The organism is Pseudomonas spartinae (genome assembly GCF_965197125.1).
GTDB classification, from domain to species: Bacteria; Pseudomonadota; Gammaproteobacteria; order Pseudomonadales; family Pseudomonadaceae; genus Aquipseudomonas; species Aquipseudomonas composti_A.
The window spans coordinates 1-21,649 of sequence record NZ_CBDAMB010000008.1; the positions used below are offsets into that span (position 1 = coordinate 1).

General features: G+C 58.8%; 23 protein-coding genes. 14 read left to right on the forward strand and 9 right to left on the reverse strand.

The genetic code is table 11. From position 1 onward, the window contains the following. Positions 1–9: 9 nt before the first annotated feature. From tnpA to ACN8M7_RS17200, 4 genes are all read right to left on the reverse strand, one after another. Positions 10–327, reverse strand: a complete 318-nt coding sequence (gene tnpA, locus ACN8M7_RS17185; RefSeq protein WP_071542627.1) for an IS66-like element accessory protein TnpA — start codon at positions 325–327, stop codon at positions 10–12. 320 nt (positions 328–647) lie between these two features. After that, positions 648–1,697, reverse strand: a complete 1,050-nt coding sequence (locus ACN8M7_RS17190) for an SMEK domain-containing protein (protein ID WP_490261563.1) — start codon at positions 1,695–1,697, stop codon at positions 648–650. 275 nt (positions 1,698–1,972) lie between these two features. Further along, positions 1,973–3,172, reverse strand: a complete 1,200-nt coding sequence (locus ACN8M7_RS17195) for an RNA-binding protein (RefSeq protein ID WP_490261564.1) — start codon at positions 3,170–3,172, stop codon at positions 1,973–1,975. Next, a complete protein-coding gene (locus ACN8M7_RS17200) occupies positions 3,172–4,314 on the reverse strand; it encodes a nucleoid-associated protein (protein ID WP_490261565.1) in 1,143 nt (380 codons plus the stop codon). The genes ACN8M7_RS17195 and ACN8M7_RS17200 overlap by 1 nt, the downstream gene beginning before the upstream one ends. Before the next feature lie 372 nt (positions 4,315–4,686). Here ACN8M7_RS17200 and ACN8M7_RS17205 point away from each other — a divergent pair, with 372 nt between their 5' ends. From ACN8M7_RS17205 to ACN8M7_RS17225, 5 genes are all read left to right on the forward strand, one after another. Beyond that, positions 4,687–5,307, forward strand: coding sequence for a tyrosine-type recombinase/integrase (locus ACN8M7_RS17205; protein WP_490261566.1), 621 nt, complete (start codon positions 4,687–4,689; stop codon positions 5,305–5,307). 188 nt (positions 5,308–5,495) lie between these two features. Continuing rightward, on the forward strand, positions 5,496–6,431 hold the full coding sequence (locus tag ACN8M7_RS17210; RefSeq protein ID WP_490261567.1) for a hypothetical protein: 936 nt from the start codon (positions 5,496–5,498) through the stop codon (positions 6,429–6,431). Between the two features lie 624 nt (positions 6,432–7,055). Next, positions 7,056–7,298: a hypothetical protein gene (locus ACN8M7_RS17215; RefSeq protein WP_490261568.1), complete on the forward strand. Its 243-nt coding sequence runs from the start codon at positions 7,056–7,058 to the stop codon at positions 7,296–7,298. Then, on the forward strand, positions 7,291–7,593 hold the full coding sequence (locus ACN8M7_RS17220; RefSeq protein WP_179545372.1) for a LasR-specific antiactivator QslA: 303 nt from the start codon (positions 7,291–7,293) through the stop codon (positions 7,591–7,593). Before ACN8M7_RS17215 ends, ACN8M7_RS17220 begins: the two co-directional genes overlap by 8 nt. Before the next feature lie 190 nt (positions 7,594–7,783). Beyond that, a complete protein-coding gene (locus ACN8M7_RS17225) occupies positions 7,784–8,233 on the forward strand; it encodes a carboxymuconolactone decarboxylase family protein (protein WP_490261569.1) in 450 nt (149 codons plus the stop codon). Positions 8,234–8,294: 61 nt separating this feature from the next. Here the strand turns inward: ACN8M7_RS17225 and ACN8M7_RS17230 are convergent, their stop codons facing one another. Beyond that, on the reverse strand, positions 8,295–9,212 hold the full coding sequence (locus ACN8M7_RS17230; RefSeq protein WP_490261570.1) for a LysR family transcriptional regulator: 918 nt from the start codon (positions 9,210–9,212) through the stop codon (positions 8,295–8,297). 116 nt (positions 9,213–9,328) lie between these two features. Here ACN8M7_RS17230 and ACN8M7_RS17235 point away from each other — a divergent pair, with 116 nt between their 5' ends. From ACN8M7_RS17235 to ACN8M7_RS17250, 4 genes are all read left to right on the forward strand, one after another. After that, the gene (locus tag ACN8M7_RS17235; RefSeq protein WP_490261571.1) at positions 9,329–9,658 is read left to right on the forward strand and encodes a nuclear transport factor 2 family protein; all 330 of its coding nucleotides are present in this window, start codon (positions 9,329–9,331) and stop codon (positions 9,656–9,658) included. Next, positions 9,658–10,431, forward strand: a complete 774-nt coding sequence (locus tag ACN8M7_RS17240; protein ID WP_490261735.1) for an SDR family oxidoreductase — start codon at positions 9,658–9,660, stop codon at positions 10,429–10,431. Before ACN8M7_RS17235 ends, ACN8M7_RS17240 begins: the two co-directional genes overlap by 1 nt. Before the next feature lie 235 nt (positions 10,432–10,666). Continuing rightward, positions 10,667–11,482, forward strand: a complete 816-nt coding sequence (locus ACN8M7_RS17245) for an AraC family transcriptional regulator (RefSeq protein ID WP_490261572.1) — start codon at positions 10,667–10,669, stop codon at positions 11,480–11,482. A 71-nt stretch (positions 11,483–11,553) separates the two neighbouring features. Next, the gene (locus ACN8M7_RS17250) at positions 11,554–11,940 is read left to right on the forward strand and encodes a cupin domain-containing protein (protein WP_061243237.1); all 387 of its coding nucleotides are present in this window, start codon (positions 11,554–11,556) and stop codon (positions 11,938–11,940) included. Positions 11,941–12,117: 177 nt separating this feature from the next. On the opposite strand, the gene ACN8M7_RS17255 is transcribed toward ACN8M7_RS17250, so the two are convergent. Next, the gene (locus ACN8M7_RS17255) at positions 12,118–12,600 is read right to left on the reverse strand and encodes an Lrp/AsnC family transcriptional regulator (RefSeq protein WP_490261573.1); all 483 of its coding nucleotides are present in this window, start codon (positions 12,598–12,600) and stop codon (positions 12,118–12,120) included. A gap of 233 nt (positions 12,601–12,833) precedes the next feature. Here ACN8M7_RS17255 and ACN8M7_RS17260 point away from each other — a divergent pair, with 233 nt between their 5' ends. Further along, positions 12,834–13,874, forward strand: a complete 1,041-nt coding sequence (locus ACN8M7_RS17260; protein ID WP_490261574.1) for a zinc-dependent alcohol dehydrogenase family protein — start codon at positions 12,834–12,836, stop codon at positions 13,872–13,874. A 460-nt stretch (positions 13,875–14,334) separates the two neighbouring features. Then, positions 14,335–15,558 (forward strand): flavin monoamine oxidase family protein, encoded by a 1,224-nt coding sequence (locus ACN8M7_RS17265; RefSeq protein WP_490261575.1) that lies wholly within the window; start codon positions 14,335–14,337, stop codon positions 15,556–15,558. Positions 15,559–15,660: 102 nt separating this feature from the next. On the opposite strand, the gene ACN8M7_RS17270 is transcribed toward ACN8M7_RS17265, so the two are convergent. Next, on the reverse strand, positions 15,661–16,827 hold the full coding sequence (locus ACN8M7_RS17270) for an MFS transporter (RefSeq protein WP_490261576.1): 1,167 nt from the start codon (positions 16,825–16,827) through the stop codon (positions 15,661–15,663). Positions 16,828–16,922: 95 nt separating this feature from the next. On the opposite strand from ACN8M7_RS17270, the gene ACN8M7_RS17275 reads away from it, so the two are divergent. Next, positions 16,923–17,816 (forward strand): LysR family transcriptional regulator, encoded by an 894-nt coding sequence (locus ACN8M7_RS17275; RefSeq protein WP_490261577.1) that lies wholly within the window; start codon positions 16,923–16,925, stop codon positions 17,814–17,816. A 221-nt stretch (positions 17,817–18,037) separates the two neighbouring features. On the opposite strand, the gene ACN8M7_RS17280 is transcribed toward ACN8M7_RS17275, so the two are convergent. Continuing rightward, positions 18,038–18,793: a bestrophin-like domain gene (locus ACN8M7_RS17280; protein ID WP_490261578.1), complete on the reverse strand. Its 756-nt coding sequence runs from the start codon at positions 18,791–18,793 to the stop codon at positions 18,038–18,040. Between the two features lie 189 nt (positions 18,794–18,982). Further along, a complete protein-coding gene (locus ACN8M7_RS17285) occupies positions 18,983–19,486 on the reverse strand; it encodes a MarR family winged helix-turn-helix transcriptional regulator (protein WP_061243217.1) in 504 nt (167 codons plus the stop codon). A gap of 85 nt (positions 19,487–19,571) precedes the next feature. On the opposite strand from ACN8M7_RS17285, the gene ACN8M7_RS17290 reads away from it, so the two are divergent. Together ACN8M7_RS17290 and ACN8M7_RS17295 are read left to right on the forward strand one after the other, a co-directional pair. Further along, positions 19,572–20,474, forward strand: a complete 903-nt coding sequence (locus tag ACN8M7_RS17290; RefSeq protein ID WP_490261579.1) for a DMT family transporter — start codon at positions 19,572–19,574, stop codon at positions 20,472–20,474. Continuing rightward, complete coding sequence (locus ACN8M7_RS17295) at positions 20,471–21,643, forward strand: cyanate transporter (RefSeq protein WP_490261580.1); 1,173 nt, start codon at positions 20,471–20,473, stop codon at positions 21,641–21,643. Before ACN8M7_RS17290 ends, ACN8M7_RS17295 begins: the two co-directional genes overlap by 4 nt. Positions 21,644–21,649: the final 6 nt, after the last annotated feature.

Below are 21,649 nucleotides of genomic sequence, written 5' to 3' on the forward strand. Positions count from 1 at the left end.
CGATGCGGATCACTGGGTGAGCCCACGGACAAAGCGGGCGCAGCCTTCAGGGTCGGAGGCTGGCCATTTGACGGTGATCGCTTGCTCGCCAAGCGGTAGCTCGATCATCACCGATGCTTCAGTCGACCGTTTAGGCGCAGCCCTCACTGGAACGAATGCCGGCAACGCAGCTGGCAGTTGATCTCGATAAAGCGGTAGCCACTTGCGAATGACGTTGGCGTTGATGCCGTGGCGGATGGCAACGCTGGAGACGGTCGCGCCGGGTTGCAGGCACTCCTGAACAACCTGGGCCTTGAATGGTTTGGGGTAAGAGCTTCGTTGGCGCATGGGAATCCCGGCGATAAGGGCTATCGCGTCCGCTTAAAAATACGCGGACACCATCGCCCTTAATGCTGGAGTTCGGAAGGTGACTTGGCTGGACGCTTACGAATCAACATGAAAAGTAAAACAAACAAATCGAAGCTGCCAAAACCCCAGAAGGTGTTCGAACAGGAGACGCCTCCAGCGAAACGCCCAATGGCGGTCATCTGCATGCTGTCCTCTGGCTTGAAATATACGGTGTGGTGTAGTTAACGCTGGTGCCCGGCTGAACTTGGCCGGGCACACTCTCCAAGAAAATTGGAGCTTCCCGGGAGACGTATTTCCAATCAGAACGATGACAGATCGATGTCACCGAGCGCCGTTCTGAGCCCGATATCGTTGGCTTCAAGGAACTCCCTAAAATAAATATCAAGGGATCTCAACTGTTTTAAGGCGATTTTGAAGCCAACGGCTGTAGGACCGCGGTCATCGCTTCTGTCCTCAAACTCAATTTGGGCAAATCCTGCATCTATAAGGATGTCCAGTTCGCCTTTAAGATCCTGCCCCTGGTACACCCGCTCAAGATTGGAAAGCAAGATGCTTTCCCAGCCCTGGTCTTGCTTGAAATGGCCGGTACCGCTCTTTGATGCGCGTTCGAATAGCATCACTAAAAACTCCCGGGTCTGCCTAGGAAGTTCAGCAAGGTTAGCCGCGACCAAATCAAGCGCGGGCTTTACCAGAGCACGTTGTCGGTCGCTAAGAGATTCGCCTTGTGACTCTAAATGCTGGATGAAGGATTCCCCACTGCCAACTTTTGGGGTAGGTCGAGCCTCCCATTGGGTATAACTAGTCGTAGAGAAAGCCCCACCGACCGGTCGCAACTCAAGATCAACCTTTAGGCGAGCCGTCTGCTCTCTGATCACAGTGTGGAGCTCTCTAAGCTGCGAGAGGGGTAGATCCACAGCCAATTTAGCGAGATCTCTAAGGTCCCAAATGTCCTTTGGGTCGAAATGATTTTTAGCAACAAGATCGGGTAGAAGGGTGTACGAATTTTGCTTCTTCACCAACATCAGCACGATAAAACGGTCGTAGTCAGAGCGCTGAACATCCGTGATCGCTGAGAGCGTGTCATTGACCTTTTTTGACGTGTTTGTCGCTGTCACCTGGACTGCAACTTTTAGCGATTTAGACCCGAGGTCCAAGCCCGGGGTATTAGCCTTCGTCGCGTTAAGATTTACAAAATCCCCTCCAAGGATTGAAGTCATCACATCGCGGCAAAAATTTTCTGCATAGGCCGGTAAATCATAGAAATGAAGCGCGGCTCTTAACTCTACCTGCGTCATGATGCCCGCGAGCTCGTCCAGAATCTCGCCGATGAAGTGGCCGCTAGTAATCATGATGTCATTCCTTGAGTCAATGCATGTGCGTCAGAGAAGAATTGCCCACGGTAACTGAAGGAGTCATGGCAGTCAGGTGATTTGAATCGGCCCTGCTTTTGTAGACGTCAAATGACCGCTTCGGCCGGTAGCAACCCTTGGTGATCGGCCGCTACCGGCCAGAAGCCGCCCCTTCAAAACCAATACCGTGGTCTGTCCCCGATTGTTTCCCCGATTGTTCTTTTTTTGCGGGATGGAGGCCTTGCGATGTTCCGCACGCTATCAGGCAATAGCAGTCACCCAATGAGAAAGAGTACTACCTTGGATGCAAGAATTACCGCAACGCCCCATATGGGCAACCATGACACCTTGCCCAATATTTCGAAAGTATTATTTAACGATTTTACTTGCACCTCTAGCTGGATTGCGGTTTCTGCAAGTAACTCCTGAATTCTTCTAGGGTATGTATTCATCCTAGACTCAAAACCTTCAAAAGCCATGGTAAAACTGTGCTGAAGCCTCTTCACCTGAAGCTTCTGATTCTTAATCGTTGACAACAGAATGAATGAAACAACCACTAGACCAACTGATAGCACCCAGATTTCCAAGGGGTCGTTGCTCTTGTATACCAATAAAATCCCGGCGACAGATACAGGCAACGCAAGTAGCTTACCTGCAATATCACCAAGAATTTCGCTTAAGCTCTTCGCATACTCCAGTTCCGCGCGAGCGACCTCCTGCCGAACTTTCTCGAATGAAAAACCATGAACATAGGACTGAAGATTTATTCGATATTGAGAAAGAATCTTACTCCACTCTTGAACTACAACCATGAATGGGTTGCCACAGTCCCCAGCCGTGTCTAAAACATCAGCTATGGACAACCTGAACATCATCACGCGCTCAAGTAGGTTAGGCTTGCTGGAGTTTTTAGGGTGGAGAATCTGCTCCAGCAGGTCTAAATGATGCAGCCGTACCTCTGCCATCTCAGGAGTAACCTTAGTAGCAATCAGGAACGTGCGCGGAGGTTTCACTCCATCTTGAGGCAGGGCGAAAAACAAATTGAAAAAGGCCCGATTCGTCTCCCGATCAACCCCTATCGCCAGCTCCGAGAGCAGATGCACCAGCCTACAGATCTTCTTGAGGTTTGCTATCGGCTCAGGTGCATTCTTGTCTGAAAACATCCAGTCCACATCTACTATGTAGATGTTTTCAGGAAACACGCCCTTATTAATAGAGGTGCTACCAGCCAGGAGCGTCTTTATATCTGGAAAGAACTTACCGTGCTCATTAGATGGTAGCTTAAACGTAAATGAGCACCCTTTCTCAGGTGAGGTCTCCACTTCCAAAAAACGGCCAAAGTGCTGAGGTAAATTTTTCAGAGCTTCAAGCTTATCCGCAAGGCCTTTATCGTATCCACCCTCATAGGAAAAGGCGCCATCTACAATTGGCTTACGACCTGTTGATCTGTATAAATCAACGACCTTGGCGAACATTATTTATCCCTGCTTGCTATCTCTTCTTCAATCAGAGATATTAGAGAATCAGGCAAGTTGGTCAAGATTAACTTTTTAGATTCCTCATCATAAAACACATCTGCAACTTCCTCTTTACCTAAGGCGCCGCGCTCGAACTGAATAGACCAACTTGCAGCCTCAGATTTAATCCGGGTCTTCTCTTTAAGGCCTTTTGCGTTAACAGAGAACTCTACCGGAACCTTATATCTCTCATCATTAAGAAAATCCTTAATGCCTTCAATATGCTCAGCGAGGTCCTCAGGCACATTCTTTACAGCCGCGTGGCAAACACCATCCAGTCGAGCTGGCTTTTTATCTTCCAGTTGTTTTTCGAGGTACTTAATTACCGCCTCTTTGGCTTTGTAGCTAAACCCCTTTAGCGCTGGCTTGGACTGAAAGAACGCGACGACAGCATCGATTGCTCCTTTCGTAGCTCTGCCAGATGCAACGCCTTTCGCACACCCAAGCGCGTAGATGAAATAGTCAGACGCTTGGCTGTCTCTCCCGCGGCTTACGAAGCACAGGTATGTCGTATCAATACGCTCTTCCAGGGCTTCTTTAGCCTCCGCGTCATCCTCAATTTCAGTCGTTTCCTGAGCAAGCTGGTGCGTGATGTATGTGAAGTCATTGACGTTGATGCGGGCAGCCTGCTGGACCTTATTCAGATCAATTTCCTGAATCTCTTTGGGTACATAGTTCTCATCGAGCTGGATGCCTCCCCTCTGCTTCATGCTGGCGACTAGGAAGAACTGGGAACCTTGGGACTCGTATAGGGCGCACAGGATATGACCGCCGGTCGATAGCACGCGCTTTGCTGCCTGCTCGACCAGTTGATCCATCACGAGATGTGAGAGCGAAAGAAATGCCGTAGCGTCAGGCAGGTTGCCGGTGTACGCATCAAAGGCAGCAGGGAAAGGCCCTTGTCGCTCGTCATTGGAAAACTGGCCGTAAACAACGCTATTGCCAGTGGTGCCAATCAGACCATTAATGCCTTGCGCCAGCGCGATTAGCGCCCGGTTCTCGGTATCTAGAACGATGTCTTTTTTGACGACCTTGCCAATCACGTCGGTGTGAGCTTCTTTGGTGAAGCTGTGGATGATGGCGTGCTTCAGGAGAAACATTTGGAGATCCTTCTCTGGATGGTCTTCCATATAGTGTCATAGCGACACTACAGCAAGAACTGTATATCCATCCAGCAACGAATATCAAATAATCATCTCAGGTTTCCAGCGCCCAAGAACAGAAAGAGCGCCGAAGCCACCCTATCTATGCCATTCACGGCCCATTCCAAACCGAACCCAAGCTAACCAAGTCGGGACTCCCCATTCCTCGACGTGCCTAGAAATTGATGCTTGCGCCGCAATGCCCTTATTGGTCAACCCTAGTCGGGGACAGACTACGATATTGATGTTGCTGACCGACCGCTTTTGGCCGGTTAGCGACCATTGCTGTTGCTGGTCCATCCCTGTCTTTCCTCACGTGGAGGACAAGCCATGAACACCACTGCCACCATCAACCACCAGCCTTGGAACAAGGGAAAGCTAGTCGGGCAGAAAGCCCCGCTCAGACTCAGCGATATATGGGCCATCAGGGTCAGGCTTCAGATTGCCGAGAGTACCCGTGATCTAGCTCTCTTCGATCTAGCCATCGACAGCAAGCTGCGGGCCTGCGACTTAACCAAGCTTCGGGTGCGAGACATAGCCCATGGTGAACACGTGTCACCGCGAGCTATCGTGATGCAGCAGAAAACCCAACGACCAGTGCAATTTGAGATCACAGAGCAAACCCGGGCAGCGTTGGCCGCCTGGATACTTCTGGCTCAGCTCCGCAGTGACGATTGCCTGTTTCCAAGCCGGTTGCGTGGCTCAGATCATCTATCTACTAGGCAATACGCTCGAATCGTCAAGGCGTGGGTGACCGCTATTGGCCTTGATCCGGCTATGTACAGCACGCACACGCTACGACGTACGAAGGCGTCCCTGATCTATCGCAGAACGAAGAACCTAAGGGCAGTCCAACTCCTTCTCGGCCACACGAAGCTTGAAAGCACCATCCGATACCTGGGAATTGAGGTCGATGACGCGTTGGAAATGGCGGAGCAGACCGAGGTCTGACCATGCATAGCGACGGTCTAGTCTAGACCGTCGCTAACCGGCCAGAAGCAGACCTTCGGACCTGACTACGAAACCCGAGTCGATTCATACAGGTGCATGCCGCTCGCCATAGATATCCCGATCGTCTATACCTAATCTGGCAGTGGCGCTTCGCCACTCTCTTATGCACAAACAAGGAGTGTGATCAGATGCGAAACCAGATAATTATCTTCTTCTCAGTGTTGTGGTTAAGTGGTTGTCAGTCATTGGTAATTATGTCGGCGTCCAAACTTGAGCCTTCTAGTGGTGATCAAGAATGGACTGCAGCTATTCCTATTACTGGCGCTGTCCTCTCAGACCGAGATGGGGACAATAAGCCTGTGAAATCTTTATGGACAACTCTTTTTGGCGATGGGCCGGAAGTTAAAACTTACAAAGACCTGTGCACGCCAACCAATTTAGCCCCCGTCGCTGCGGCTGCTTTAACAGCTTTAGGAGGGGTTGCGTGGGATCTAGCTGTTGATGCGGCAAATACAAAGGTTAGTGAAATCCAAGACAGGTCCAGTAAGACATGGAGTGCAACATGGAGTGGTACTCCTTCGAAGTGGCAGGAAACGAACTGTGTCGCCTTGGCTAGAATTAGGGGTAAAGACAATCCAGCCCCTCAAATGGTCATTCTGCTTGGACTGAAGAGTTTTGACACGGGTAAAACAGGGGTCTCCGCTTTCCAGGTGACACCGATTCTCGTAGCGTCAAAAACCAGTTTGGCACTGACTGCAGATGAAGGTGGGGGAAAAGGCAGCGTTGGTCTTTCGGTCGCTACAGTTGCTTCTGCGTTTAAGGAGGGAGAACTTAAAGAGAACTCTGTAGACGCAGTAAGCATTGGGGGAGTGTTGGTCGGCGAGCCAACAGGAAACCCGAAAGTTATTGTTATGCCAGTTGGGAAGCCGCCGTTTAATTTCTCTAAGCCACTTGCGTATTCGGACATCGCTGATGTGTATATGAAATTCTCAATCGTAGAAACTGGCTCTTTTTCTGGCTTAGATGCAAAGAGCAAAGCAGAAATTAAGGCTGTAGCAGACGCACTGGGTCCTATTGCGAAGGACGCTTTGAAGAAGAAACTTGAGAAAATGAGCGCCGAGTAATTCGGTGCCTTAACCCACCAGGCAGGGGATATTTTTTGATACCCCTGCCGCTTCTATTATGAGAATTAACGCAGTTATATTAATTGCTAGCCAGAAGCGGAGGCTTAGAGTAAGAGAAACGAATCTCCCCCTTTCTCCTACAGAGTGTGTGCCGCTCTAACTATCCCGATCATGCCATACCGATGCAGGTAGACTGAATCGCCCCCCTAATTTTGTAGGCGGTCAATGACTGCTACTGGCCGACAGCTGCCCCTCCACGCCTTGCCCTCTCCCTTCACCCCGCGCTACAGTCCGCCCCGTCACGGTCAATCCCGTGACCGGGTGTAGGAACCCGTTTTGTCCGGGCGCGGTAGCGCCATAGTCGAGAGCAGGCGCTTTTTTTGTGCCTGCTGTTTTCTCGTGCATTTATGGCGGGCCGTGTGAGGCAGGCTTCGGCCTGGCCGGTTCCCTCGGACGCCGGTTTCCTACCCTTGCACGGTCCGCCACCCACGCCCGTAGGAAGGCTGGATGGCGGCTCCTTAAATCGTCCGAGGAGCATAAGGAAAATGCACTATCCCCCTTTTACCCAAGGGCTCCGCCCTGGGCTGCTGGCTGTCGTGTCGACTTCCGTGTTGGAGGTGCTGCATGGCCAGGTCTGAATCCGTCGTTATCCCCTTCCCCATGCCACACAATCCGTTGCACAGCCATGTGGCCGACGAGTGTCCATTGCAGGCAGCGGCCGAGTACCGGGCAGCGTTGCTGACCAAGCTGTTGCGGCGAATGCCGGAGCCGGAGCTGGCAAGCACCACCAGCGCGCTGCTGAGCGAGTTGGTCGTGCTCTACCGTCGGGCCATCGCCCAGGCAGCCGGGAGGGCCGAGCATGATTGAATTGCAACGCTATCTCACCCACCTGCCAGACCATGACGGGCAGCCGCCTGCCGAATTTGGCTGGAATGCAGATTGCCAAGCGAGCTTCGGCCACGGCGTGCAAACCGCGCAGGCCTGGCTGGACGACGCCAACAGCGGCTGGCTGTGGGCCAATCTGTTGCTGGAGCGCCAGCTCTACCCGCCGGGCGCACAGCGCCATGCCTTCGAGCTGGGTTTTCTCAGCCGCATCCACCAACGCTTGTGTTCGCCGCTAGGCGGTGGGCATCAGGCATTGCGCACGGAATTGCGGCTGTAACGAATCAGGCGAGGGCATGCCCTCGCCTCTTCATGATCGTTCCCACGCTCTAGCGCATCAAAAGCACCAACAGCCACGCCGCAAAGTGGACCATTCACTAAGCCTTTAATTGGATCAATACCTTGATCCTCTTAATTGCCTTAATTGAGCAGACCTTACCGACTCCCCCATTCACAAAGGGTACTGCTCTATGACTCGTCTTAATTGGTTTGAGGCTTCACCCGGTGCAGCTAAAGCACTGGGCGGGCTGCACCATTACGTCACCACCGGAACGAACCTGCCGCCTCAACTCGTCCATCTCATGTTCTTGCGGGCGTCGCAGATCAATGGATGCGCGCACTGCATCGATATCCATTCGCGAGACTTGATCAAGGGAGGTATGTCAGTAGAAAAGCTCGTTCTGGTGCCGGTCTGGCATGAGGCCGCGCATCTGTTTTCCAAGCAGGAACGTTCCGCCCTGGCCTGGACGGAAGAAGTGACGCTGGTTGGTGAAACGCATGTTTCCGACGAGGCTTATGACGCGGCATCGTCCGCATTCACTCCGAAAGACCTGGTCGACCTTACGGCGGCTATCGCAGCCATGAACGCGTTCAACCGCATGGGTGTCAGCTTTCGCTTGAGCCCTGCTGCGAAGGCGTAAGCCGCAAGACGCGTGAGAACCTGGCAAACGGTTCTTGGTAAAACCGCCCCACGCCAGGCACTCAACCCGATTCGCCCTTGCCGGCCAAGTTCGCCCGCGCCAGAGCGGTGAAGGCCTTGAGTGCTGCAGACAGATTGCGGCGGTTTGGGTAGTACAGACACAGTCTTTCCAGAGGCGGTGTCCAGCCCTCCAGCACCCGCTCGAACTGCCGGGCCTCGATTTCAGCTCTCACGTCCTGCTCCATGAAGAAGCCAAGCCCCGCCCCCGCCAGCACCGCCGCCTTGGCAACACCGGGCTCGTCGAGCGTGAGCGGCCCGGCGACATCGAGCCTCGTCACCTCCCCTGCCCGCTCGAATTGCCAGGGATAGATCGCACCGTTTGGCAGGCGGATACGAATACAGGCATGGCGCAGCAGATCCGCCGGAGTACGCGGTCGCCCGTGCTGTTCGAAGTATTCCGGCGTGCCGACCACGGCGTAACGTTGCGGTGCCCCGAGGGGGATCACGATCATGTCGCTGGGCACCAGGTTCGCCGAGCGCACCCCGAGATCGAACCCACCCGCGACGATATCCACCAGACGCCCTTCGGTCACCATGTCGATGTGTACGTGCGGATAACGCTGCAGAAACTCCAGCACCAACGGCATCAGGGTTGCGCGGGCGGCACTGGCAAACGCATTGATGCGCAGCGTCCCCGCCGGCCCGGCATTATGCGAACGCACTGCTTCAAGCGCCGTACGAACGTCCTGCAACGCCGGCCCGACCTGCTCCAGGTACAGCGCCCCCGCCTCGGTCAACGACACACTGCGCGTGGTGCGATTGAACAGGCGGGTTTCCAGGCTGGCCTCCAGCTTGGCGATGGTGTTGCTCAAGGCGGTGGTGGACACGTCGAGATCGATGGCGGCCTGGCGGAACGAGGCCCGGCGCGCCACGGCCAGCACCGCTTCCAATTCGTTGAGGCCCAGGCGCGGGTCAGCCATTGGATTATCCTGATATTCGGGACAGGTCATTAACTCTGTCCCAGTTGAGCAAATTATCCATCGAGCAGCAAGATCACTCCCGTAGCGCCCCACCCACTACGAGAGGAAATCAGGCCATGAAGCTGCAACTGCCCGAAGCCGTGAACACCTACTTCGCCATCAGCAATGGCGACGACCCGGCACGCCTTGCCACCTGCTTCCACGCGGACGCCAGGGTGATCGACGAGAAACGCACGCACCAGGGCATCGACGCCATCGTGGCCTGGCAACGGGAGGCTCGGCAGGCCTTCAACTACCGCGTCGAGCCCGTGGAGGCCTCACAACGAGACGATGCATTGACCGTCACCGCACGCGTAGCGGGCGACTTCCCCGGCAGCCCGGTGCTGCTCAAACACCTGTTCGCACTCATGGATGGCCAGATCCGCTCGCTGGAGATCGCACCGTGATGAAACTCGACCTGAACGACAAGCACGTACTGGTCACTGGTGGTACCAAGGGCGTCGGCCGTGCGGTAGTGAACCGCTTCATCGCGGAAGGCGCCAAGGTGCTGACTTCTGCGCGCCAAGTGAGCCAGGATCTGCCGGATGAACTGTTCGTCCAGGCCGATCTGTCGACACGTGAAGGCTGCGACGCCCTGGTCGAGGGAGCACGCAAGCGCCTGGGCAAGGTGGACATCATGATCCATGTGCTGGGTGGCTCATCGGCCCCCGCAGGCGGCTTCGCGGTACTGGACGACGACCAGTGGCAGCGCGAATTCGATCTCAACCTGTTACCGGCCGTGCGCATTGATCGCGCCCTGCTCCCGGCGATGCTGGAACGCCAGGCGGGCGTCATCGTCCACGTGACCTCGATCCAGAGCCGACTGCCCCTGGCGCAAGCCACCACCGCTTACGCTGCAGCCAAGGCAGCACTCGCCACTTACAGCAAGAGCCTGTCGAAAGAAGTCTCGCCCCAGGGTGTCCGGGTGGTGCGGGTATCGCCGGGCTGGGTCGAAACCGAAGCCTCGGTCGCCCTGGCCGAGCGGCTCGCGCAGGAGGCTGGCACTGACTATGAAGGCGGCAAGCGACTCATCATGCAGGCCCTGGGCGGCATACCTCTCGGTCGCCCATCCAGGCCGGACGAAGTGGCGGATCTCATCGCCTTCCTCGCCTCCCCCCGTGCCGCGTCCATCACGGGCACTGAGTTCATCATCGATGGAGGAACGGTGCCGACGGTTTAGCGGGAACCTGGCGGGAATGCCCGCCAACAAGTAACCCGGACATCCGCAGCAACGGTGGATGAGAAGAGCGTCATCCGCCCTACGCTGAAGCGCGATGTAGGGTGGACAACGCGAAGCTTGCACCCTGCTGCACGGTATCGATACCTCCGCAGGCAAAGAGCAGACATGAATAGGCAAGCTCTCTATATTGAATAGCCGCAGATGCATACCCCCTGCATGATCGAGAGCATGCCTCATGGATAGCGAAACGACCCCGTCTGATTGGGTCATACGAAGCACTCTACCCAGTGGAGTGGAGCGTATCGAGGCGTGGTTCGGTGGCCATGGCTACGAGCCGCATCGGCACGACACCTATTCGATTGGACGGACGCTCGCAGGTGTGCAGAGCTTCAACTACAAGGGCTCACTGCGTCACGGTATCCCTGGCAACACGCTCGTACTACACCCAGATGAGTTACATGACGGCATGGCCGGCACGGATGCAGGTTTCCGTTACCGCATGGCATACGTCGACCCGGCTTTGATCCAGAACGTGCTGGGCGGCAAGCCCCTGCCTTTCATAGCAGGCGGCCTCTCGAGCGATCCGCGTCTGTACCGTGCCAGTGAAGCATTCGTACAAGCGCTGGATCATCCGCTGGAAAGGCTGGAAGAGCAGGACGCGCTCTATGACCTGGCGATGGCCTTGCATGCTGTCGCAGGTAAGCCGCGCGGCCGCAAGCATCTGGATTACCGTGCAGCCGAGCGTGCCCGCGAATTCATCATGGCGCACCTGCACTCCAGCATTACTCTGGAAATGCTCGAACAGGTAAGCGGGCGCGAACGCTGGAGCCTGTCACGGGACTTCCGCGTGCTCTACGGCACCAGCCCCTATCGTTTTGTCACGCTACGTCGCCTGGACTGCTTTCGGCGGCTTGCCTTGGACGGCTTCTCGTTAGTGGATGCCGCCCTGGCTGCCGGTTTTCACGACCAAAGCCACATGACCCGGCACTTCACCCGCTGCTATGGCGTGCCGCCATGGCGCTGGTTGGAACGCCTGCGCTCCACACATTAACGTGCAGGATCGTACAAGAATGGCGTTTTTCGCCTCGATAGGCTGATGACTCCCAATCAAGAGGATCCGTCATGCCTGACTCCCATCATCAACAAGCCCCCCTCGCCATCGACCTGAAATACAAGGCCTCGCTGATCGACCAGCAGTGGAGTCCTAGAGTCGTTGCCGAGATGAACGACTACCAGTTCAAGGTTGTACGAATTGAAGGTGAATTCATCTGGCATTCGCACCCGGAAACTGACGAGGCATTTCTGGTGCTCGAGGGTGTCTTGCGCATCGACTTACCGGAGGGATGCGTCTATGTGAATCCAGGGGAGCTCTACGTCGTTCCACGGGGCGTGGAACACCGCACGGCAGCGCAAGGCGAAGCAAAGCTCATGATGATCGAGCCGCGCGGCATTGTGAACACAGGCCACGAGGGTGGCGACCTGACGGCGGCGAACGATATATGGATCTGAGGCGATGGCAGGGCTGATAGCGCCTCGCAACGGTGAGACCGAGACGTAGGGTGGACAACGCGAAGCTTGTCCACCTTTTAAGATGGCGCCCCCCGGATGTACCTACCACCTACGATCCGCCAATACTGCTGCCTCGCTTCTGTGCAGAGGGCGTTTCAGAATCGCCATCGCAATGTCTCAGGTGCTCAGGATCTCGCTAGCAGGGAGCCGGTTGGTGGTCTTCATTTCCCGCAGTGAAAGGTTGGACCGAATGCTGGAGACACCCGGCAACGCCCTCAGCACTTTCTCGACGAACCGGCTGTAACTATCCAGATCGCGTGCCACCACCTGCAGCAGGAAGTCGGCCTCGCCAGTAGTGTTGTGGCAACTGAGCACCTGAGGCGCGGACGCGATGATGCTTTCGAATCTGGCGGTCGCCTCTTCGCTGTGATCGGTACAGGAAATCTGTACGAAGGCCATGACCCCAAGCCCCAATTTCTTGCGGTTGAGAACGGCCTGGTATCCCTCGATAACGCCACATTCTTCGAGGCGCTTCTGCCTGCGCCAACAGGAGGCTTCGCTAAGGGCAACTTCCTGCGCGAGCTTCACGTTCGACAACCTGCCGTCACGCTGCAGTCGATCACAGATTGCAATATCTACTTTATCAATGGCAATCGGCATAAAAGATCCCTTCATATTAAAAGCATTACTGAAGGATCATTTCGCACTCCATGCATTGTCAATCTTATTCTGAAAGGTAATTTCAGGGCGTTTATTCATAATGAATACAAGGTTCCATCACCCAACAATGCAACGCGGTTGCACATATAAATACGCCGGTGCCCTTACCTCGCGATTGCGTATACAGAGGTGCCGAGCTGACGCCGTAGTGATTGCTCAATCAGAGGTGCTCCATGAAAGCCGTAGTCTACGAAGCATTTTCCCAGCCGCCACGCCTGATGACGGTCGCCGACCCCAGCGCGGAACGCCACGGCGTGGTCATTCAGGTCAAGGGCACGGGTGTATGCCGCAGCGACTGGCATGGCTGGAAAGGCCATGATCCGGACATCCAGTTGCCGCACGTACCGGGGCACGAGCTGGCCGGCGTCGTGGCGGAGGTTGGCCGTGAAGTGACCAAGTGGAAAGTGGGTGACCGCGTAACCGTGCCTTTCGTCGGTGGTTGCGGCGCCTGCCCCGAGTGCAACAGCGGCAACCAGCAGGTCTGCCACACTCAGTTTCAGCCAGGTTTTACCCATTGGGGCTCGTTCGCAGAATATGTGGGCATCCACCAGGCCGACCTGAATCTGGTCGCACTACCTGAGCACATGGACTACGCAACGGCCGCCAGCCTGGGTTGCCGCTTCGTCACCTCGTTTCGGGCGATTGTCGATCAAGGCAAGGTCAGCGCCGGCGAGTGGGTAGCCGTGCACGGCTGCGGCGGTGTGGGCCTATCGGCCGTGATGATCGCCCAGGCCATTGGCGCCAATGTCATCGCAATCGATATCGCCGACGACAAGCTGGCGTTGGCTCGCTCCCTGGGCGCCGTGGCGACGGTGAATGCGGCTCAGGTGGCGGACGTAACCGAGGCGGTCATGGAGATCACCCGCGGGGGCGCCCACGTATCGCTCGATGCATTGGGGCACCCAACAACCTGCTTCAACTCCATCAACAACCTGCGCCGTCGCGGCAGGCACGTCCAGGTCGGCCTGATGCTCGCCGACCACGCCAAGCCGGCGATCCCGATGAGCAAGGTGATCGCTCACGAGCTGGAAATTTACGGCAGCCATGGCATGCAAGCACACCGCTATGACGCCATGATCGAGATGATTACGTCCGGCAAGTTGGCGCCCGAGAAGCTGGTTGGTAAAACCATCAGCCTGGAGCAGTCAATCGATGCGCTGGTGAATATGGATCGCTTCGAGGGCACCGGCGTTACGGTGGTGACCCAGTTCTAGAACTTGATGCCGGCCTTCCCGCTGCCACTCTGGTCAACGAAATGGGACAGATCTATTTAATCCGTCCCTTTCTAGCCACAACGGTGGATGAGAAAAGCGTCATCCACCCTACGCTGAAGCGCGATGCAGGGTGGACAACGCGAAGCTTGTCCACCTTTGCGTCAAGCACCGTCGATACTCGAAACAACTCAGCGCTTGGGATAGCAGCGCCAGCGAATAGTCCAGCAACCGGGTAGAAGATGATCGCTCGGGAACGCAGCCCTCGACACTCCAGCGTCCGCAACGGGCGTTTGCGTGGTATCGCCATGCTCACCCCAGGCTTGCCTACAGCATCTTGCAGGCATTCACCGTTGCGGCCTGTGCTGATTGCGCCCAAGAACTGGCCATCGTTCACGGCAACTGAGATATTCCGCCGCTCGCCTGACGCCATGACAGGCACCGCATTGAAAGGGAGTTTTCCATGTATCAGCCCACCGCCTGGCACGTCACCCACTGGCGTGACGATGCTTACAGCCTGGGGGCATACAGCACCCTGCTGCCTGGCGGCCGGCCGCAACATCGACATGTGCTGGGCGAGTGCCTGGATGGGCGCCTCGTCATCGCTGGCGAAGCCTGCAATCCCGAGGCGCCCGCCATGACCCACGGCGCCTGGGACGACGGGACTCGCGCGGCCAGCCTCGCCGTCCAGGCCGGAGCCCGACGAGTGATCGTGATAGGTGCGGGCTGCGCTGGCTTGGGGGCTGCCCATCACCTGCGCGCCAATGGCGTCGACTGCGTGGTGATCGAGGCGCGTGAGCGCATTGGCGGACGCACCCATAGCCTGCAACTGGGCGAAGTGACCGTGGACGTCGGCGCGGCCTGGCTGCAGCAGTTCGCGGACAACGCCTTGGCTCGCGAAGCGGAGCACCTCGGGTTAACCATGGTGGCGACCGATTTCAGTCAACCGCTGTCTGCCGCCAGCGATGGCGCGGTTCAGGGTATCAATGAAGCCTGGCAGGCACTGCGCCAGGGTGTCGACCGCAGCCTGCCCCTGGCCGAAGGCATCGAGCGCTATCTGGCAGGTCTGGAGCCCGCCCAGGCTCGGGCAGCGCGTTATGCGATCGACGGCAACCTGATTATCGAGGCCTGCCTGCCGCTTACCCAGCTTTCGGTGGAATCCCTCGACGAGGAAGGCGTCGGTAACGAAGATCGCTTTCTGCCCGGCGGCTATAGCCAGATCATCGAGCATTTGGCCAGCGGGCTCGACATCCGCTTGGGCCAGCCCGTCAGCCAGATCGACTGGCGTGACGGCGAGCTGCGCATCAACGATGAGCGTGGCGACTTCTGCATCTGCACCGTGCCACTCGGCGTACTCAAGACCCTGCGCTTTCTCCCCGAACTGCCGCCGGCCCAACGCGATGCGCTGGCCCACCTGGGCATGGGTAAGCTGGAAAAGGTCGTGCTGCAGTTCGAGCAGCGCTGGTGGCCCCGCTCGCCGACCGGCTACTTGCGCTGGTACGACACGCCTGCGAGCTGGATTGAATGGCTGGATCTGACCGACGCAGTCGGTAAGCCAACCATCGCCGGGTTGATCGCGGCGGATGCGCTGGAGCGTGAATTCGCCGGCCGTAGCGACAAGGAGATCGCCTTGGCCGCTCGAGACGCCTTACAGGCCTGGGCCAAGGCCATCGATGCCGCGCAGTGAGGCAGGCATCGAAAGCAAATACTGGCCGTGCGTAGCGCACCGGGTGGATCGGATCGCCCCCGTACGCTCTACGCACTTGGCCGTCAGTAAGCCTTGCTCCTACTACACCACCGCGGCAGCCACCGCCCTGGAACGCCAGGCAAACCCCAGCACCATCAGCAACCCCACCCCCGCCATCGCTGCGCCGGCCAGGGAAATCGCCGGATAGCCCAGACCGGCATTGATCACCGCCCCGCCCAGCGCCGCACCAATCGCATTACCGAGGTTGAAGGCACCGATATTCACCGCCGAGGCCAGGTTGGGCGCCGCCTTGGCCGCTTCCATCACACGCATCTGCAGCGGCGGCACGATGGCGAAGCTGGCGATGCCCCAGATCAGGATGGCCACGGCGGCCGGCAGCGGCCAGCGCATCAGTACGGTAAAGGCCAGCAAGACCAGAATCAGCGCACTCAGCGAGACGATCAGGGTGCGATCGACGGAGCGATCCGCCGCCTTGCCGCCCCACATGTTGCCCAGGGTCAGGCCCACGCCATACAGCACCAGCATCGCGGTGATGAAGGCAGTCGAGGCATGCGTCTCGCTACTGAGGATTGGCGCGATGTAGGTGAACACGGTGAACATCGCACTCGAACCGACCACGGTCAGCGCCAGTGCTGCCAGCACCGGGCCACGGCCCAGCACGCGGATTTCCGCCAGCACGCCGTCGCTCTTCGGTAGCGGCACGTTGGGCAAGGCGAACCACAGCGCGAGCATGGCCAATACGCCCAGGCCGGTAATGCCCGCAAAGGCCGTGCGCCAGCCCAATACTTCACCGAACCAGGCCGCCAGCGGCACACCGCCGATGGTCGCCAGGGTCAGGCCCATGAACATCGCCGCCACCGCCCCGGCGCGCTTGTCCGGTGCGACCACGCTGGCAGCGACGATGGAGCCCACGCCGAAGAAGGCGCCGTGGTTCAGCGAGGTCACCACGCGGGCAATCAGCAAGCTGGTGTAGTCGGTGGCCAGGGCCGACATCAGGTTGCCCAGGGTGAAGATGGCCATCAGGCCGATCAGCAAATAGCGCCGGGGAATCCGTCCGGTGGTCAGGGTCATCAGTGGCGCGCCGAGCAGCACGCCCAGCGCATAAGCGCTGACCAGCAGGCCGGCAGCCGGAATGGAAACGCCGAGATCACTGGCGATACCCGGCAACATGCCCATGGGGGCGAACTCGGTAACACCGATGCCGAAGGCGCCGATGGCGAGTGCAACAAGTGGTGGATTGATACGCATGGAATATCTCCTCATCTATGCCGCGAATGCTAGGATCCAAACCTCGACGGCGGTAGATGGCATTTCTGGCAAACACCTTTGCTTACGGAGCACAAATGGACTTCAACGGCCGATCAGGTGAGATGGTGGTGTTCGCCAGCGTGGCGGAAGAAGGCAGCCTGTCGGCCGCCGCCCGCGCACTGGGGCTGACGCCCTCGGCGGTCAGCCGCATCATTGCCCGTACCGAGCAGCGCCTTGGCGCCCGCCTGTTGCTGCGCACCACCCGCGCGATCACCTTTACCGCCGAGGGTGAGGCGTACCTGCGCGGCGCCCGGCGCATCCTCGCCGACATGGCGGAAGTCGAAGAAGCCATCACCGACCAGGGCGTGCCTCGGGGCCGCTTGCGTGTCAGTGCCGCGCTCGGCCATGGGCGGATGACCATCGTGCCGCTGGTGGCGGAATTCAGCGCACGCTACCCGAACATCACCGTCGACCTCAGCCTGGGCGACGAGGTGGTCGACATCCTCGGCGGCCAGGCTGACGTCGCCGTGCGCTTCGGCCATCTGCCGGACAGCCCGTTGACCGCCCGCAAGGTCGGCGAAACCGGTCAGGTGGTGGTGGCCTCCCCCGATTACCTAGAGCGCCATGGCACACCGCAGCAGCCGCACGACCTGCTGCAACACAACTGCCTGCGCTTCAACTTCCGCCGCGCCGAACCCAACTGGCCTTTCGTGCATGACGGCCAGGCGTTCTCCCTCAAGGTCTGCGGCAATATCGAATGCAGCAGCGGCGAGGCGCTGGCGCAACTCGCCCGGGTCGGCGCAGGCATCGCGCGCATCGGCGAATTCACCGTGGCCGAGGACATCCAGCGCGGCGATCTGGTGCCACTGCTGCAAGCCTTCAACCCCGGCGACCGCGAGCCGATCCATGCAGTGTTCGTCGGCGGCTCGGCAATGCCGGCAAGGGTGCGGGTGTTCGTGGATTTTCTGCTGGAGCATCACCGGATGTGAGCGGAACGAGTGCTTGGCACCGGACCACTGCGCTTGGCCCTCACCTCACGGTTGGCTGCGCTCTCTAGGCTCTGTACGAAAAGTGCCTGCGCTCGGTGATGCTTCGTTAAAAACAGGTTCGGAATGCTCATTTACAGCTCGTAAACTCCGCTTCCTCACCCGTTTTTGCCTCGCCTGACCTTCGCTCGACGACTTTTCGTACAAACCCTAGTAAACCCGGACTACATCTGCATTTCCGCCAAGGCTCTGCGCAATGGTGCGTCTGATATCTGTATCGGCCCGTGGAAAGGAATGTCCATGTCCAGAACCAGGTACACGGAGGCGGCAATCAGCAGTGCAGACAAGACGAACATGCCAATCACCATTGGGTTATTCGGCGCGCGATAGCCAAAGCTGGCGTAGATCAGCGTCATCCAGGCGACAAGCATGCCGATCAGCGGCATCGGTATCGCCCCTTCTGACTGCTCCACGATGCGCCAGCGTTGCTCTATGAGCGAGTGGTACTGCTGGCGAAGGTCGCTGAGCATGGTTTCTTGGTAACGGGTTTCGGGCCCGATGGCGGCCAGAACCACTCCAATCTCATCCAGAAACTGAGTAGCGGGGCTCACCCGATGCTGAAGCGCTTCGTCGCCCCGGTAGGGATTGGCAATAGCGTGCTCCACATAGGCGGCCAGGTGCTCGCGCGTGTCCTGCGCCTTCTCACCGTAGGTCTTCAGTGTTCGATCGAAGATGATCAGGCTGGTCGCATAGGCGTGCATGTTGGTATCGATTGCTTCGAAGGTGTTCTTGGCTGAGTTGATCATGAGGCCGAACACCAATGAGGTCATGACCACAAAGATATTGGCGACCAGGCGAACCACCGTGTTGGTTTCTTCATCCCGGTGACGAGCCGAGAGTTTGGGGTACCAATGCATCATGAGCAGCGATGCCGACAGCAGACATACGAAGACACCCGCTGCGATCCAGACCGATTCCATATGTGCGCCTTTTCGCTATACCGCCAGAAGATCGTGGCTCAAAACGCTGAAGCGTCAACTCGGAAGTATGCGCGGCGCTTGACCCCATCCTGATCACGGCCAAGCGCTGTGTACGCTCAAGCATCCACGTACTGAGCATTTAGGAGAGCGCCATGACGCGCTCAAAAAGCGTGGGGGAGATCGGTTCAATCACTCAGCGCCCTGCTGCGCCAAGCCTGCCAACAGTTTGCCATTCAGCTCATGCAACGTGCGCTGCTCCTCGGCGGTCAATCCTGATAGCACGCGCTGCAAGTTGGCCACGTGGGCAGCGAGCATGCCGTCGATCAATTCGAATCCGGCCGGGGTCAGCGCCACCAGCACGCCACGACGGTCGCTGGGGTGTTTGCGCCGCTCGATCAAGCCGGCCTTTTCCAGACGGTCGATGCGGCTGGTCATGCCGCCCGAGGAGATCATCGCGCTCTCGTACAAGGCGGTGGGCATCAGCGCATGGGGTTCGCCCGAGCGACGCAGGGTGGCGAGCAGGTCGAACTCGCCGGCCTGCAGGCCATGTTCGGCGAAGAACGGCAGCAGGTGGTCGCGGCTGATCACCTGTGAAAGTTCGCCCAGGCGCCCGATCACGGCCATGGCGGAACCATCCAGATCAGGCCGCTGTTGCCGCCATTGTTCGGCAGCCAGTTGTGCACGGTCTTGCATGTCGCCCTCAATTTATCTTGCTATCAAGATACTTTTCCAAAAGAATGTCGCCATCGTAACGTATTCACGCCAAGGAGGCATCCGCATGCCAGGCTCCAATTCCCGCCCACTTCTGGCACTCTCGCTGCTGCTGGTGATCGGCACGCTCATGGGGCTGACCAGCAATCTGGTCAAGCTGGCCGGCAACGTCGGCTGGCAGCCGATGGCCTACCTGCTCTGGAGCCTGTTCGGCGGTGGCCTGATGCTGTTGCTGTTCGCCTGGTGGCGTGGCGAGCGGCCCGGCATGGGCCTGCCGCAGCAGCGCTACTACCTCGCCTCCGGCTTGCTCAGCATCGCGGTGCCGAACGCCCTGCTGTTCAGCTCCATCGGCCATGTCGGCGCCGGTTTCGCCTCGATGTGCCTGGCCTTTCCGCCCTTGTTCACCTACCTGCTGGCGCTGGCACTGCGCATGGAGGGGCTCAGTCGCATCCGCCTGCTGGGCATCTGCATCGGCCTGTCCGGCAGCCTGCTGCTGGCCCTGGGCAAACTGCACGGAGGCGATAGTCCGACCTTGTGGGTGCTGGCTGCGCTGAGCGTGCCGGTGTTCCTGGCACTGGGCAATATCTACCGCGCGCGCTACTGGCCGAGCGGTGCCACGCCGCTGTCGCTGGCGCCCGGCATGTTGCTCGGTGGCGCCGTGCTGCTGGGCGCCACAGCCGCGCTCGGCGTCGACTTTACCCCGCGTCTGGACAGCACACTGGTGGTCGCCCTGCTGGTGGCGCAGATGCTGCTGTTCGCGGCGGTCTATGCGCTGTTCTTCATCCTGCAGAATCTGGCCGGCACGGTGTTTCTCAGCCAGATCGGCTCGGTGGCGGCCATCACCGGCGCCGCCATGGCCATCGGCCTGTTCGGTGAACAGGGCAGCCTGAGCATGCTGCTGGCCGCGCTGTGCATCGTCGGCGGCGTGCTGCTGGTGGCCTGGCGCGGTGCCAGGGAGGCGCAGGCATGAAGCGCCAGGGCCTGCTGCTGATCGCCATCATCTTGCTTGGCCTGAACCTGCGCCCGGCGCTGGCGGCCATCGGCCCGTTGCTCGACCGCATCCAGCTCGATAGCGGCCTGGATCATGTCGGCGCCAGCCTGCTGACCAGCCTGCCGGTGGTGATCATGGGGCTGGGCGCGCTGGCCGCCGGCCCGCTGCGACGGCGCCTTGGCGACAGCGGTGGAATTTTTCTCGGCGCTGTGTTGATCGCCCTGGCCTGCCTGTTGCGCGGACTACTGCCAAGCGCCACTCCGTTGATCGCCAGCGCCTTGCTGGCCGGCGCCGGTATCGCCTTCGTGCAGGCGCTGCTGCCAGGCCTGATCAAGTCGCGATTCGCCGCAGACAGCGGTCGCCTGATCGGTTTCTACAGTTGCGCGATCATGGCCGGCGCCGCTTTCGGCGCGGCAGTCACACCCTGGCTGGCGCAATCACTCGGGTGGTCCTGGGCGCTGGCGAGCTGGGCATTGCCGGCCGTGCTCGCTGCCGCGATATGGCGGCGGGCGGCGCCAGCCAGGGCGGCAACCATCGCCATGGCCGCCCCGCCTTTGGCGCCGTGGCGCTGGCCCAGGGCTTGGCTGTTGATGAGCTTCTTCGGTATTGGCACGGCCGGCTACACACTGGTGCTGGCCTGGCTACCGCCCTACTACACGGCCCTGGGCTGGAGCGCCCAGAGCAGCGGCTTGCTGCTGGCCGCACTGACGCTGTGCGAGGTAGCAGCCGGCCTGCTGCTCTCCAGCCTGCTGCCTCGCTTCCCTGATCGACGCCCACTGCTGGCGCTGGTGCTGTTATCGCTTTTTGCCGGTTTGCTGGTCCTGCAGTTGGCACCGCAGACGCTGGTGGTGCTCGTCGCCCTGCTGCTTGGTATTGGCATCGGCGGCCTGTTTCCGCTGTCGCTGGTGGTGGCGCAGGATCACCTGGAAGATCCCCAGCAGACCGGCGATCTGCTGGCGTTCGTCCAGGGTGGCGGTTACCTCATCGCCGCATGCGCGCCCTTGCTGGCAGGCGTGTTGCGGCGCTACAGCACGGACCTCAGCCTGAGCTGGCAGTTGATGGCGCTGGCAAGCGTGCTGCTGATGGTCATGGCCGTGCGCTTCAGCCCTGGCCATGAACACCGCACTCGTGGCGTGGCGCCGGACTGAAGCGCC

Coding starts and splice junctions, on each gene's coding strand:
- tnpA (WP_071542627.1), bottom strand. CDS start 327: ATGCGCCAACGAAGCTCTTACCCCAAACCATTCAAGGCCCAGGTTGTT.
- ACN8M7_RS17190 (WP_490261563.1), bottom strand. CDS start 1,697: ATGATTACTAGCGGCCACTTCATCGGCGAGATTCTGGACGAGCTCGCG.
- ACN8M7_RS17195 (WP_490261564.1), bottom strand. CDS start 3,172: ATGTTCGCCAAGGTCGTTGATTTATACAGATCAACAGGTCGTAAGCCA.
- ACN8M7_RS17200 (WP_490261565.1), bottom strand. CDS start 4,314: ATGTTTCTCCTGAAGCACGCCATCATCCACAGCTTCACCAAAGAAGCT.
- ACN8M7_RS17205 (WP_490261566.1), top strand. CDS start 4,687: ATGAACACCACTGCCACCATCAACCACCAGCCTTGGAACAAGGGAAAG.
- ACN8M7_RS17210 (WP_490261567.1), top strand. CDS start 5,496: ATGCGAAACCAGATAATTATCTTCTTCTCAGTGTTGTGGTTAAGTGGT.
- ACN8M7_RS17215 (WP_490261568.1), top strand. CDS start 7,056: ATGGCCAGGTCTGAATCCGTCGTTATCCCCTTCCCCATGCCACACAAT.
- ACN8M7_RS17220 (WP_179545372.1), top strand. CDS start 7,291: ATGATTGAATTGCAACGCTATCTCACCCACCTGCCAGACCATGACGGG.
- ACN8M7_RS17225 (WP_490261569.1), top strand. CDS start 7,784: ATGACTCGTCTTAATTGGTTTGAGGCTTCACCCGGTGCAGCTAAAGCA.
- ACN8M7_RS17230 (WP_490261570.1), bottom strand. CDS start 9,212: ATGGCTGACCCGCGCCTGGGCCTCAACGAATTGGAAGCGGTGCTGGCC.
- ACN8M7_RS17235 (WP_490261571.1), top strand. CDS start 9,329: ATGAAGCTGCAACTGCCCGAAGCCGTGAACACCTACTTCGCCATCAGC.
- ACN8M7_RS17240 (WP_490261735.1), top strand. CDS start 9,658: ATGAAACTCGACCTGAACGACAAGCACGTACTGGTCACTGGTGGTACC.
- ACN8M7_RS17245 (WP_490261572.1), top strand. CDS start 10,667: ATGGATAGCGAAACGACCCCGTCTGATTGGGTCATACGAAGCACTCTA.
- ACN8M7_RS17250 (WP_061243237.1), top strand. CDS start 11,554: ATGCCTGACTCCCATCATCAACAAGCCCCCCTCGCCATCGACCTGAAA.
- ACN8M7_RS17255 (WP_490261573.1), bottom strand. CDS start 12,600: ATGCCGATTGCCATTGATAAAGTAGATATTGCAATCTGTGATCGACTG.
- ACN8M7_RS17260 (WP_490261574.1), top strand. CDS start 12,834: ATGAAAGCCGTAGTCTACGAAGCATTTTCCCAGCCGCCACGCCTGATG.
- ACN8M7_RS17265 (WP_490261575.1), top strand. CDS start 14,335: ATGTATCAGCCCACCGCCTGGCACGTCACCCACTGGCGTGACGATGCT.
- ACN8M7_RS17270 (WP_490261576.1), bottom strand. CDS start 16,827: ATGCGTATCAATCCACCACTTGTTGCACTCGCCATCGGCGCCTTCGGC.
- ACN8M7_RS17275 (WP_490261577.1), top strand. CDS start 16,923: ATGGACTTCAACGGCCGATCAGGTGAGATGGTGGTGTTCGCCAGCGTG.
- ACN8M7_RS17280 (WP_490261578.1), bottom strand. CDS start 18,793: ATGGAATCGGTCTGGATCGCAGCGGGTGTCTTCGTATGTCTGCTGTCG.
- ACN8M7_RS17285 (WP_061243217.1), bottom strand. CDS start 19,486: ATGCAAGACCGTGCACAACTGGCTGCCGAACAATGGCGGCAACAGCGG.
- ACN8M7_RS17290 (WP_490261579.1), top strand. CDS start 19,572: ATGCCAGGCTCCAATTCCCGCCCACTTCTGGCACTCTCGCTGCTGCTG.
- ACN8M7_RS17295 (WP_490261580.1), top strand. CDS start 20,471: ATGAAGCGCCAGGGCCTGCTGCTGATCGCCATCATCTTGCTTGGCCTG.